Origin of the sequence: Streptococcus oralis (assembly GCF_024399415.1) — a bacterium.
Lineage (GTDB): Bacteria > Bacillota > Bacilli > Lactobacillales > Streptococcaceae > Streptococcus > Streptococcus oralis_CS.
Genome location: NZ_CP029257.1, coordinates 1,479,976 through 1,492,320, shown reverse-complemented (window position 1 = coordinate 1,492,320; position 12,345 = coordinate 1,479,976). Strand labels below are relative to the sequence as shown.

The following is a 12,345-nucleotide window of genomic DNA, read 5'->3' as shown; positions in this document are numbered from 1 at the left end:
AACCTTATCCATCTGTGGAATTTTTGTTTTAGTCGATATCTCTATTTTCGTGATAACGTTTAGGAGTCACTGTAAGATTGTCCAGATGTAAAAAATGTTACACTAGGAAACGACTAGAATATAGTCAAAAAATAAAGGATGCAAAAATGAAAGAAAGTTATTTTGACGGAGAAATCCTAGATTATATTGGATACTCTATCTTAGTAGCCATAATTTTCGGGCTTACCTTGGGATCGCAACACCTTGGGCGGTTTGCATGATGAAAAATTGAAAACCAAACACACGGTAGTGGATGGGTAACGTCTATACTTTGACGGGACTGGAACACAACTATTCGGCAACTGGATCAAGGGGTTTCTTCTAACCATCATCACGTTTGGGATCTATGGCTTCTGATTGAAAATAAAAATGAAGCAATGGATTGTCGAACACACCAATCATGTTTAAAGATTAAAACGGCATCTTCTTTCAGAGGAGATACCGTTTTTTTCTTTTTCGTATAAGGAAGCAAAAATTTCTTCCTTTTTCTATCTGTTCAATTGATAGATTTCTTTGGAGAAAGACTGTAAAATTTTTGATATAATGTTAAGGATAGACTGACGGATGCTTAAAGGATAATTTTCAAAAACATAACAGGTGAGAAGAAAAATATGTAAGATTGAAAAGAAGTCTCTCTGCCATCATCCAAGCAGAAATAAGAGTATATGAAATAAAAGGAGTAACCAATGACCGGAAATTATTCAACACGTGAATACCGTGAAAAATTATATGATGATCTTCATGTTCGATTAAGAGATATAGTGATTTTGATGTGTGCGATTTTTATTGCCTCTATAGGTCTAAATATGAATTCAACAGCTGTCATTATTGGAGCCATGCTGATTTCCCCTCTTATGACACCGATTGTTGGACTGGGTTTTGGTTTAGCTATTTTTGATACCCGTTTAATCAAACAATCTCTAGAGGTTTTATTTACTCAAGTATTGGTCAGTTTGCTTGTCTCGACTCTATATTTCTGGATTTCTCCCTTATCTTATGCAAGTAGCGAACTGATTGCACGAACCTCTCCAACCATTTGGGATGTTCTCATTGCTATTGCTGGTGGGATAGCAGGTGTAATTGGGTCAAGGAAAAAAGAAGCAAACAATATCGTGCCAGGAGTAGCCATTGCAACAGCTCTGATGCCACCTATCTGTACTGCGGGCTATGGTTTATCTAATGGAAATGTACGATTTTTATTTGGGGCTCTCTATCTTTTCTTGATCAACTGTGTCTTTATCATGCTAGCCAACATTGTTGGAACAAGAATTTTGATGAGAAAATCTCCCTTAAGTTCATTTAAAGAGCTAAACATTGAAATGAAAATTGGCTTGACATCCTTGATTGTATTATTGGTTCTTCCAGCCAGTTATTCAGCAGTCACTCTGTCGATAGAACAAGCCCGAAAAGAAGGAATCAAACAGTTTATAGCAAAAGAGTTCGCCAATCACACGGTCATTAATCAAGTCTACAAGTCAAGGAATAATGAATTGGTCTTGACGGTTGTTGGAGATCCGATTTCAGACGAAGAATTAGAAACGCTCCACCAAAAACAAGCCTCTTACGGTATTCAATCTGTTGAATTGAAAGTCAATCAAGTCCATAATTCGACAAAATTAGACAGTGATACGACCAAGGAATTTTATGAAACCATTAACAAGTATATCGATCAAAAACTCTCTGAAAAGGATTCACAAAAAGATCTCGTAAAAGAAAAGGAAGCAGACAAGGAATGAGGATATTGACCTTATCCAACTCATGAAAGCAAATTTTGTGTGGTGGTTTAACCAATCACTACTAGCTCAGGTTAAATAAAATAAAAAAAGCAACAACTATTTCGGTTGTTGCTTTTTCTTACTGAAAAATGTTTCTCATACAGTGATCGTTTTATTTCTCAACGCGTGATTTGTTGGCGATATCAGCTAGGATAGCTTGAACAAAGTCATCAACTGGGACAGTGTTGGTTTCTTTTTGTCCATAGCGACGAACGTTGACAGTTCCGTCTTCCATTTCCTTATCACCAACGATCAATTGGTAAGGAATCTTGCTGGTTTGAGAAGCACGAATCTTGAACTGCATTTTTTCATTGCGCTCATCTACGTCGGCACGGACACCACGGTCACGGAGTTTCTTAGCCACTTCCCATGCGTAGTCTACGTGTTTTTCGTTAGAAACGGGGATGAGAGTTACTTGGTGTGGGGCAAGCCATGTTGGGAAGGCACCCTTGTAGTTCTCAATCAAGATAGCTGTGAAGCGTTCCATAGTTGAAATAACTCCACGGTGGATCATAACTGGACGGTGTTCTTCACCATCAGCCCCGATGTATTTGAGGTCGAAACGTTCTGGAAGCAAGAAGTCAAGCTGGATAGTAGAAAGGGTTTCTTCTTTTCCGAGAGCAGTCTTAACTTGGATATCCAATTTTGGTCCGTAGAAGGCTGCCTCACCTTCAGCTTCAAAGTAGTCAACGCCCATTTCATCAAGGGCTGCACGAAGCATGGTTTGGGCATTTTCCCACATCTCATCGTTGTCAAAGTACTTGTGAGTATCTTGAGGGTCACGAAGAGAGAGACGGAAGCGGTATTCAGTCAAGTTGAAGTCTTCATAAACATCGATAATCAACTGAAGGGCACGTTGGAATTCTTCTTGGATTTGTTCTGGAGTAACGAAGAGGTGACCGTCGTTGAGTGACATTTCACGCACACGTTGAAGACCAGTGAGGGCACCAGATTTCTCGTAGCGGTGCATCATACCGATTTCAGCGATACGGATTGGCAATTCACGGTAGGAGTGAACATGGTGTTTGAAGACTTGGATGTGGTGTGGACAGTTCATTGGACGAAGAACAAATTCTTCCCCGTCACCCATGTCCATGGTTGGGAACATGTCTTCTTGGTAATGATCCCAGTGACCAGAAGTCTTGTAAAGCTCCACAGAAGCAAGTGGTGGAGTATAGACGTGTTGGTAGCCTGAAGCCAACTCTTTGTCGACAATGTAACGCTCCAATTCACGACGGATAGTCGCACCGTTTGGCAACCAGAATGGCAAACCTTGACCAACTTCTTGTGAAATCATGAAGAGGTCAAGCTCTTTACCAAGTTTACGGTGGTCACGTTCTTTAGCTTCTTCACGCATTTGAAGGTAGTTTTTCAAGTCTTTCTTGTCAAACCAAGCTGTACCGTAGATCCGTTGCATCATCGCGTTGTCGCTATTTCCACGCCAGTAAGCACCAGCTACATGGAGAAGGTGGAAGATTTGGATGCGGCCTGTTGACGGAACGTGTGGGCCACGGCAAAGGTCTACATATTCACCCTGACGGTAGATAGTCAAACCGCCTTCGTCCTCAGAGTGTTCTTCAATCAATTCCAACTTGTAAGGGTCGTTTTTAAAGATTTCACGTGCCTCGTCTTTCGTCACTTCTTCACGGATTGATGGGAAGTTTTCTTTAACGATTTTTTTCATTTCTTCTTCGATACGAGGAAGGTCTTCGTTGGAGATTTGACCAGCTTGATTGTCTGTATCGTAGTAGAAGCCATCTTCAATAGCTGGACCAACTCCCAAGTGAATGTCTGGGAAGAGGCGACGAGCTGCTTGGGCGAACAAGTGGGCAGCTGAGTGACGCAAGATTGGAAGGGCATCTTCGTGATCAGGTGTCACGATTTCGATGCTTCCATCTTCAGTGATAGCACGAGTCGTGTCGATGAGTTTGCCGTTGAATTTACCAGCCAAGGCTTTTTTAGCGAGGGAATTGCTGATAGATTGGGCAATTTCAAAAGTTGTCACGCCAGATTCGAATTCACGAACAGCGCCATCTGGGAAAGTAATCTTAATCATGGTTTTCTCCTTAAATATTTATTCTATTTTTGTTGGACAATTTTAAGAGCCGAGCAACTTCTTCCGCAGTCTGATTCTCTGATTGACTACCATCTGTTACGAGGCTAGGATAGCCTAATTTCACCGCTTCCTTACGAACCATTTGAGCAAAAAGAATGTCTCGTTGCATCCAGTTTTTAAAAGCTTGATCAGGGTTGGTTGTACCCTCTAAGACATAAGGAACCCATTCTCTCTGTATATAATGCTTTTTTTGAAAATCAGCTGTCGGAGTCAAGCATAGATAGGATGATACTTGACATTCAAGCTCCTTTACCAAGTGAGGCAAAAGTCCTGCTCCCTCCACCAAGAGAGGTCTGTTTTGATTTTTTATCAAGTAAGATTTTACATAAGGAAAAATCTCTTCATAAAAGCACCATTCTTCATCTGCCATCTCTTCTGGCTTTCTCATCCAGATTTGTTCTGGATTTCTATCCTTCCTAAGAAGGCAAATTGGCTGTGAGTCTGCACTTGCTTGACTCATCATCTCTTCTACCAAATCATCCAGTTTGATATGAAGTAGTTGATACTGTCTAGCAAGAAGTGAGGCAATTGTTGACTTTCCACTACAAGGCGATCCGCCAATCATATAAAGCATCGTTCTTCCTCCTTCTGACAAAACAAAAAACGACATCCATAAAAGGACGTCGCAACGTGGTTCCACCTTCATTTATGTTCCTCAAAAAAGAGGGACACCTCTGATTGGCTCTAACGTAGCCACCGTTTTATGTTTGCATAAAAGTCAGTAGAGTAGTATCAGTTTAGGCTTTCTATGCGTTTCCAGCAACCACGCACTCTCTAGTAGAAAGGGACTAAGTGACTTGTCTCTATGCATTATTATAGCATGATTGCGAGAATTTTCAAGGTTTTTGTATAATTTTTTTGTTTTTCTCTCTTTGGAGGAGATGCTTGATACCTATACCAGAAACCAAGCCAAGTAGGGCAAAGAGCTCATAGGCTAGGAAGTAAAGTAGGATGAACTCACCAAAGGTGATGATGGTAAAGCAATAGAGCAGACCAATACCGAGTAGCCACCAAAGTGAGAAATGAAATCGATAGCTATAAAGTAGTGATACGATAAAGGTTACCAGAGGTGAAAAGAGGATGATGTTGTAAATGTACAGTCCCTTCAGTGTATATGGGTCAGAGATGAGTAGAGAGAGGAGTTCATAGAGTGGCCAGTAAAAAAAGAAAATGACAAGGTAGAATGGGATATACTTAAGATAATTCCGCATGGCAATAGTCCTCCAATCTGGAAAAATTGAGAGATATTGTGGACCACATAATCCTAAATGAAGGGGAAGTTTCTACTTATATTATAGCACGATTTGGAGGCTCTTACAATTTAATCCAGTGATCAGTGATAGTGATCTTTTCGAGTGTTTTCTGTTATAATACTAACAAAAGAAGTAAGAGAGTAAGGAGAAAGAATGACCAAAATAGCAGTTCTTTCAGACATACATGGAAATACGACAGCTTTGGAAGCTGTACTGGCTGATGCTAAAGCGGCAGAGGTAGACCAATACTGGCTTTTAGGAGATATTCTGATGCCAGGAACAGGACGTAGAAGGATCTTGGACCTCTTAGCTAGCTTGCCTATTACAGTAAGAGTTCTGGGAAATTGGGAGAATAGTCTCTGGAGAGGCTTGCATCGCAAGTTAGATCCTACAAAAGCGAGCCATCGTTATCTCCTGCGTCAAAGTCAGTACATCTTAGAGGAGGTCAGCCCAGAAGAAATCGAAGACCTCAATAATCAACCCATGCAAGTTCATCGTCAGTTTGGTGATTTGATGGTGGGAATCACTCACCATCTCCCTGATAAAAACTGGGGTAGAGAGTTGATTCATACGGGAAAACAAGAAGATTTTGATAGATTGGTCACGAATCCACACGCCTCTATCGCAGTATATGGCCATATTCATCAACAGTTGCTTCGTTATGGAAGTGATGGACAGTTGATTCTTAATCCAGGTTCCATTGGACAACCTTTCTTTCTAGATGCGAAGTTGCGTAAGGACCTGCGGGCCCAGTATATGATCTTAGAGTTTGATGAGGCAGGTTTGTCTGATGTTGATTTTCGTCGTGTGGATTATGATGTGGAAACTGAATTGCAGTTGGCTAAAGATTTGAAGCTCCCCTATTTCCAGGTCTACTATGAAAGTTTGATAAATGGAATTCACCACACTCATAACCATGAATTGTTAGGTCAGATTAGTGAACAAGAAGGTTATGATCAGGATGTTGAACTCTGGATGGAAAGAGACAAGAAAGATTGGTTTTAAGAGGACTTCTAGCTAGAAATCAGATAGTCTAGTGACTGCTGCTGTTTCGCGATAAGTCGAACTGGATACGAATTGACGGCTTCTCAAATTTATGTTAGAATAACGGAATATAACTAATTTGAATCTCATACTAATTGATATTCAAAATAAGAGGAGACAGATAATGAAACCAGAAGAGTTACACGCTATTGCCTCGGAGTTGGGCTTGCAATTTGACGAAGATTCGCGTAGTATTTATGGCACGCAGTCAGGCTATTTACTTTTCCTGCAAGAAACTGACGTGAAAAATCAGTTTCGACTTTGCGTCAGTGTGAGTTTGAATGGTAATCCTGCGGATTCAGAAGAAAACGAAATGGTTTGGGATGAATTTAAGAGTGAATCTCTTCCAAACTTGTCGACCTTGTCCATCAACCAGTACCTTGTTTCTTTTGTCGTAAAAGGTGCCATGCGCAAATCAAAAACAATTGAAAAGTTACAGACGCTCATAACAGACCTCGTTGCCTTCCTTGAAACCCATCATTTCGTCCAAGTCTGTGCCTACAGTGGTCAGGAAGGCCCTGTTGGTCTCTATCAATTAGGTGATTCAATTTTCCTTATCAACGAGGAAAGCTATCAATTGCTGAAGAGCAATCTTCAGATTGAGGTGGATTCTTATCAAAATCAAAAGGAAAATGTTCTTCTTGGAGCAGTTGGTGCCTTGCTTGGAGCCTTGATTGGTGGAGCAGTTGCTCTATTTATCGCTCGTCTAGGTTATGTAGCTATGGTAGCGGGGATTGTTCTGGGGATTTGTACCATTAAAGGATATGAAATCCTTGGAAGAAAGATATCTCGAAAGGGGATTGTAATTTCCTCTATTTGGATGGTGATTACTGTCTTTCTAGTGAATCAAATTGATTTGGCGATGGAAGTCGTTTCCAAACTAGGGGTTGAGTTTGCCTTTGCTTTCCGAGCGGTGAATGAATTAATCTTTAACGGTGATTTCCCAAAAAATTATTTTTATAATCTAGCTATGTTAGCTGTGTTTACCTTAGTTGGTGCTGGGGCGTCTATCAGCTCGGTTTGGTCAAGTCATAAAACAAAAGGGATTGTCCGTAAAATTGCATAAAAAATAAGTCTTTGTATGCCCTCTACCGCTCTGGTTGCCAAGAGGGATACAGGACTTTTTGCATGGAAAAGGTAATCAGTCGATAATATTTGACAGGAAAACCAAAAACGGTATAATGTTTATACGGGAAAAGATGAATAAAATATCAATGAAAGGAGAAGAAGATGCAAATTTCAAGCCGATTTACAATTGCGACTCATATGATGATTATTATTGCAATGCAGGATACAGACAGCAAGGTAACCAGTGATTTTCTTGCGGCTAGTGTCGGAGTCAATCCAGTCATTATCCGTAAGACTTTATCGCAACTCAAAAAAGCAGGATTGATTTCAGTTGCTCGTGGTACGGGAGGAACTGAGATAATAAAAGACCTTCAGGATATCAGTTTGTTGGATGTCTACCAAGCTGTGGAGTGTTTAGGAAAATCCGGTAAGCTCTTTAGTTTCCATGACAATCCAAATCCTAATTGCCCAATTGGTGCGAATATCCATGCAGTTTTGGACCAAAAACTGTTCGATGTTCAAGCAGCTATGGAAAACCAACTGCGTCAGACAAGTCTGGCTCAGGTTGTGGCAGATGCTCAGAATAAACTGTCTAAGTAAGAGGACTAAGGTTCTCTTTTTCTATTGCCATAATTATGGTACAATGTAGTCATTAAAGGAGGAGACTATGTACTTTATCACAGGATTTTTTGTCCTACTTTTTCTCGTTTCGTTTTTAAGGGACAATCGTAGTCTCTGGAATCCAGCTCTCTTGCTTTTGTCTCTGCTCTTTTCTTATATGTCCATTGCCAATCTTTTTTACGAAGCTGGGCAGAAAGAAGTGCACATGGTTTTCTTTGCAGGGATTTTTCTCCTGCTGCCTCTTTTAGTTTTTCTAAGTGGTTTTTTCCTTATTTATAATGGATTTGTGTTATTGAAAAAAGAAGGAAAATCCAAGGCAAATTATTTGTCTCTAGGATTAGGCTGCGTGATTCTATTCTTTTTTGTGATCATGGCGATTCGAGTGAGCGATACCAAGGGCTTGTTTTACACCAATCATCTAGTGAATATTATCTTTTTCTTTTTGATTTATTCGTACTTGATTTTTGGTTTTGCCTTTGCAGGATTTCTGCTTTATTCCATTCTGTATCTTTTCATTCCTAAGAAAAAATATTATGATTTTATCATCATTCACGGAGCAGGATTGTTGAATGGAGAAAAAGTCACTCCCTTACTGAAGAGTCGCATTGACAAGGCAGTAGAAGCTTATCACCAGTCTCTCAATCCCAATGTTAAAATCATCGCAAGTGGTGGTCAAGGTGGGGATGAGAAGATTTCCGAGGCTCAGGCAATTTGTAATTATTTGCTGGAAGAGACGGATGTTCCGAGAGAAGCGATTCTCCTAGAGGAAGACTCAACGACGACCTATGAGAATCTTCTCTTCTCAAAAGAAATGGGAGAGAAGCTGGTGGTCAGTCCACGTTTTCTTTTTGTGACCAATGATTACCATGTTTTTCGTACCAGTACCTATGCTCGCCGTATTGGGATGAAGGGAGATGGTCTTGGTTGCCGTACAGCCGCCTACTATATCCCATCGGCCTTTATCAGAGAATACATTGCTCTATGTGTGAAGATGAGATGGCTTTTTCTCGCCTTCTATATTTTATTAATTTTAGCTCTGATTTTCTCCTATAGAGGTGTTCTATGGTAATATGTAAAATTCATATTGTAATTCTTGTTAGAATCTCTAAAAAATCTTGTATAACCCTAAGGGAAAAATTGTCACTAGTAATGAAAGAGCAGGGTAAGTGATTGTGAGTGCGGTTTTTGGAACGGTTTCATGATTGCTCGTCAATCAATTGAACAATTTCTAACTTAGTTGCAGATTTTCAGAGAGAGTCAAAAATAGGCAACTGAATATGAGTAGACTAGAATTTTACAGTCAACGACAAATAAAAATGTGAACAGCAACAGAGGTTCACATTTTCTTTTTGGTCTATGGCAAAATGGCTTTTAGTTCCTTCAGGATAGTTTGCAAGGTCACGACCGCTTGTTCTCCTTGTTGCGGTTGGTAGAGTAGTTGGAAATACTTGCTAATAGTTTCTTCAAATTGCTTAGGGAGGAGTGTACAATGGGTCTTTGCGTACTCCAACATTCGTTTTTCACCAGGATGGGTTTGCTCATTGAGCGCAAATAACAAGTCAAAGTAGGAAGCAAAAAACTCACTCGTACGATGATTCATACTGAGAAGATCTTGGCGTTTGATAGCTTTTTCTATTTGGTGAGAGAAGGCAGGCATGGCTTGTTCTAGCAAAAGGAGTTGCCTTTCAATGATATGCTTTTTGAGTTCCTGTGGATAGGGAATCTGGTAAGTCTTTTGGAGAGAAGCATAGTGTCCATTCGGGTCGTATAAAATCTTGCTGTGGAGTAGATTATGCCACATGCAAGTTGTATAAGCATTTTGAGCTTTGTGTTGAAAAACGGTTGAGTTCAATTCCTGTTCAAACGACTCCAGCGAACGATAAATCAACTCGATTTCGATACCGTTGTTTAGTACACAGTCGTCCTCTAACTCCCAAAACTGGTTTCCAATTTCCATATAGGAGCAGTATTTACTCAAAATTTTGAGGCGAGTCGCCTCATCAATAGAAGAGTTGAGATAGACATAAACGTCATAGTCAGAATTTTGATCATAGTTTTGTCCTGCACGAGAGCCACCAAGAGCGATAGCTTCTACTTGTTCCAGTTGAGAGAATTCTTTGCAAAGTTCGTGGATCATGATTTTTCTCCTTGCTTTATGGTTTTAAAGTCATTTCACCAAAAAGTAAAACGTTTGCATAGCATTGAGTTACTCTTTTTCATTTATAGCAAAAAATGTGAACCCTTGTTTTGAGTTCACATTTCTTTTTTATTCTGCAGCTTGTTGCCAACGTTTTGCTAGCTTATGAGACAGGCTAGAAATGGCAAAGTTAAAGATAAAGTAAATCAAGGCAATCAGGATATAAAGACTGAAGACCTGCTCTGGTTCGAAATAGCGTCCCATGAGGATTTGGCTAGCGCCAAAGAGTTCTTGTAGAGCGATAACAGAGTAGAGAAGGCTGGTATCCTTAATTACAGTTACAAACTGAGAAATGATAGCTGGCAACATTTTGCGGATCGCTTGTGGGAGAATGATGTAGTAGAGGATTTGCGTAGAGGTGAATCCTTGTGACATTCCTGCTTCGTACTGGCCCTTGTCCACGGCATTGAGACCGCCTCGGATAATCTCAGCTAGGGCTGCTGAGGTAAAAAGAGTAAAGGCTGTAATACCAGCTGGTGTGGACTTCATCTTAAACACCAAAAAGATGGTGAAAATCCAGAGGAGGTTGGGAACGTTACGTACAAACTCGATATAAATGCTGGAGATGATCCGTAAGACAGGATTTTTCCCATTTCTCATGACGGCTAGTACTGTTCCGATAAGGGTCGAGAGGACGATAGCAATCAGAGAAATGTAGAGAGTTAAGCCAAATCCTTTAAAGATAAAGACTAGGTTATCTGGGGTCAAAACTTCTAAAATAGATTCCATAGTAACCTCCTAAAGTGAATAGGCTTTTTTGTTGGCTTGCTCCATCTTGCGACCAAACTGGGCAACAGGGAAGCATAGGGCAAAGTAGAGAAGAGCAGCGCCTAAAAAGGCTGGGATATAGTTTCCGTTGAGAGCCGACCAAGACTTAGTCACAAACATCAAGTCTACTCCAGAGATGATAGCTACGGTAGAGGTGTTCTTGATGAGGTTAACGATTTGGTTGGTCAATGGAGGGAGAATGATACGGAAGGCCTGAGGCAAGATAATCAAGCGCATGGCACTGATATAGGTAAAACCTTGGGACAAGGCGGCCTCCATCTGACCGCTAGGAATAGACTGAATCCCTGAACGAATAACCTCAGCAATATAAGCGCCGTGATAGAGTCCCACACAAAGTACAGCTGTCCAATAAATCGGAATCATGATGGTGTGTTCACTGATAAGAGGCAAACCATAGAAGACGATGACAAACTGCACCAAGAGGGGAGTATTTTGGTAAAATTCGACAAAGATACGAGCCAAAACACGCAAGAATGGGCGTTTGCTGGTTGACATGGCTCCAAAGAAGATGCCTAAAACCATGGCGAGGATAAAGGATCCGATTGCTAGGGCAAGGGTGAAGAGGAAACCATTGAAAAATTGTCCAAAATCCTGAAAATAGGATGTCCAAGATGATAAATCTGTCATGGTGTGTCCTCCTTAATCTGCGGTATGGCTTGATGGTTTGAGCTTGTATCGGTCATAGAGCTTCTGCAAACTACCATCCTTGCTCCATTTAGTGACCAAGGTATCAAGATAGTCGTTTAGCTCAGTGTTTGACTTTTTCGTAACGATACCGTAGTCAGATGGCTTGAAACTATCATCTAGTAGTTCTGTCCGTTTGCTGATATAGCCAGATAGGATAGAGCGGTCCACGGAAAAGGCATCAATACGGTGAGCATGAAGGGAAGTAATCAATTCTGGGTAGGAACCAAGTTCGACGAATTTAAAGGTTAGGCCTTTCTTTTTACCTAGTTCAGTAATCAAGCGTTGGGTAATGGAACCTTGGGCAACTCCGATGGTTTTGCCGTTTAGATCTTCAATGCTTTTAATGTTGGCAGATTTGTTGACCAAAAAGCCAGAAGCGTCCGTATAGTAGGGACTGGTAAAGTTATAGAGTTTTTTACGTTCGTCTGTGATGGTGAAGGTTGCGATATCCATGTCGACCTGTTCGTTGTCTAGTAGTGGACCGCGGGTTTGAGCGGTAACAGGCACATAGCGAATCTTGACCTTGAGTTCATCTGCAATCATCTTGGCCAGGTCTGTTTCGATACCAGAATAAGTCCCTGTCTTGGGGTCTTTGTAGCCAAAATTAGGAACGTCTTGTTTGACACCGACAACTAGTTCGCCTCTTTTTTGAATGTCTGCGACACTGGTATCAGCCTGAACTGGTTTAGCAGCAGCAAGACCGAAAAGGCTAATCAATAATGCTGATAAAAAGAGTTTCTTTTTCATAGGCGCCTC

At 40.7% G+C, this 12,345-nt stretch carries 12 protein-coding genes and 1 pseudogene; 6 read left to right on the top strand and 7 right to left on the bottom strand.

The annotated features are described in order from the left end of the window. Positions 1-146: 146 nt before the first annotated feature. Positions 147-396 (top strand): annotated as a pseudogene (locus DG474_RS07305) (hypothetical protein). Positions 397-725: 329 nt separating this feature from the next. Next, positions 726-1,775: a DUF389 domain-containing protein gene (locus DG474_RS07300; RefSeq protein WP_125391097.1), complete on the top strand. Its 1,050-nt coding sequence runs from the start codon at positions 726-728 to the stop codon at positions 1,773-1,775. A gap of 151 nt (positions 1,776-1,926) precedes the next feature. Here DG474_RS07300 and thrS read toward each other — a convergent pair whose 3' ends face one another. The 3 genes from thrS to DG474_RS07285 form a co-directional block, all read right to left on the bottom strand. After that, on the bottom strand, positions 1,927-3,870 hold the full coding sequence (gene thrS / locus DG474_RS07295) for a threonine--tRNA ligase (protein WP_255777892.1): 1,944 nt from the start codon (positions 3,868-3,870) through the stop codon (positions 1,927-1,929). A gap of 10 nt (positions 3,871-3,880) precedes the next feature. Further along, positions 3,881-4,504: an adenylate kinase family protein gene (locus DG474_RS07290; protein WP_255778967.1), complete on the bottom strand. Its 624-nt coding sequence runs from the start codon at positions 4,502-4,504 to the stop codon at positions 3,881-3,883. A 262-nt stretch (positions 4,505-4,766) separates the two neighbouring features. Further along, entirely contained in the window at positions 4,767-5,141 is a 375-nt protein-coding gene (locus tag DG474_RS07285; protein WP_255777891.1) for a hypothetical protein, read from the bottom strand. A gap of 195 nt (positions 5,142-5,336) precedes the next feature. Here DG474_RS07285 and DG474_RS07280 point away from each other — a divergent pair, with 195 nt between their 5' ends. From DG474_RS07280 to DG474_RS07265, 4 genes are all read left to right on the top strand, one after another. Next, on the top strand, positions 5,337-6,188 hold the full coding sequence (locus DG474_RS07280; protein WP_125397646.1) for a metallophosphoesterase family protein: 852 nt from the start codon (positions 5,337-5,339) through the stop codon (positions 6,186-6,188). A gap of 163 nt (positions 6,189-6,351) precedes the next feature. Then, positions 6,352-7,293 carry a hypothetical protein gene (locus tag DG474_RS07275; protein WP_255777889.1) on the top strand — a complete coding sequence of 314 codons (942 nt, stop codon included), beginning with the start codon at positions 6,352-6,354 and terminating at the stop codon, positions 7,291-7,293. 164 nt (positions 7,294-7,457) lie between these two features. Beyond that, the gene (locus tag DG474_RS07270) at positions 7,458-7,895 is read left to right on the top strand and encodes an Rrf2 family transcriptional regulator (RefSeq protein ID WP_049490302.1); all 438 of its coding nucleotides are present in this window, start codon (positions 7,458-7,460) and stop codon (positions 7,893-7,895) included. 67 nt (positions 7,896-7,962) lie between these two features. Next, positions 7,963-8,985 (top strand): YdcF family protein, encoded by a 1,023-nt coding sequence (locus tag DG474_RS07265; protein WP_084868396.1) that lies wholly within the window; start codon positions 7,963-7,965, stop codon positions 8,983-8,985. Positions 8,986-9,270: 285 nt separating this feature from the next. Here the strand turns inward: DG474_RS07265 and DG474_RS07260 are convergent, their stop codons facing one another. The 4 genes from DG474_RS07260 to DG474_RS07245 form a co-directional block, all read right to left on the bottom strand. Further along, entirely contained in the window at positions 9,271-10,053 is a 783-nt protein-coding gene (locus tag DG474_RS07260; protein ID WP_084868397.1) for a DUF4037 domain-containing protein, read from the bottom strand. 129 nt (positions 10,054-10,182) lie between these two features. Continuing rightward, positions 10,183-10,842, bottom strand: coding sequence for an amino acid ABC transporter permease (locus tag DG474_RS07255; protein WP_049518904.1), 660 nt, complete (start codon positions 10,840-10,842; stop codon positions 10,183-10,185). Positions 10,843-10,851: 9 nt separating this feature from the next. Next, positions 10,852-11,529 carry an amino acid ABC transporter permease gene (locus DG474_RS07250; protein WP_042902756.1) on the bottom strand — a complete coding sequence of 226 codons (678 nt, stop codon included), beginning with the start codon at positions 11,527-11,529 and terminating at the stop codon, positions 10,852-10,854. Positions 11,530-11,541: 12 nt separating this feature from the next. After that, positions 11,542-12,336, bottom strand: a complete 795-nt coding sequence (locus tag DG474_RS07245) for a transporter substrate-binding domain-containing protein (RefSeq protein ID WP_125391104.1) — start codon at positions 12,334-12,336, stop codon at positions 11,542-11,544. Positions 12,337-12,345 lie beyond the last annotated feature (9 nt).

Coding starts and splice junctions, on each gene's coding strand:
- DG474_RS07300 (WP_125391097.1), top strand. CDS start 726: ATGACCGGAAATTATTCAACACGTGAATACCGTGAAAAATTATATGAT.
- thrS (WP_255777892.1), bottom strand. CDS start 3,870: ATGATTAAGATTACTTTCCCAGATGGCGCTGTTCGTGAATTCGAATCT.
- DG474_RS07290 (WP_255778967.1), bottom strand. CDS start 4,504: ATGCTTTATATGATTGGCGGATCGCCTTGTAGTGGAAAGTCAACAATT.
- DG474_RS07285 (WP_255777891.1), bottom strand. CDS start 5,141: ATGCGGAATTATCTTAAGTATATCCCATTCTACCTTGTCATTTTCTTT.
- DG474_RS07280 (WP_125397646.1), top strand. CDS start 5,337: ATGACCAAAATAGCAGTTCTTTCAGACATACATGGAAATACGACAGCT.
- DG474_RS07275 (WP_255777889.1), top strand. CDS start 6,352: ATGAAACCAGAAGAGTTACACGCTATTGCCTCGGAGTTGGGCTTGCAA.
- DG474_RS07270 (WP_049490302.1), top strand. CDS start 7,458: ATGCAAATTTCAAGCCGATTTACAATTGCGACTCATATGATGATTATT.
- DG474_RS07265 (WP_084868396.1), top strand. CDS start 7,963: ATGTACTTTATCACAGGATTTTTTGTCCTACTTTTTCTCGTTTCGTTT.
- DG474_RS07260 (WP_084868397.1), bottom strand. CDS start 10,053: ATGATCCACGAACTTTGCAAAGAATTCTCTCAACTGGAACAAGTAGAA.
- DG474_RS07255 (WP_049518904.1), bottom strand. CDS start 10,842: ATGGAATCTATTTTAGAAGTTTTGACCCCAGATAACCTAGTCTTTATC.
- DG474_RS07250 (WP_042902756.1), bottom strand. CDS start 11,529: ATGACAGATTTATCATCTTGGACATCCTATTTTCAGGATTTTGGACAA.
- DG474_RS07245 (WP_125391104.1), bottom strand. CDS start 12,336: ATGAAAAAGAAACTCTTTTTATCAGCATTATTGATTAGCCTTTTCGGT.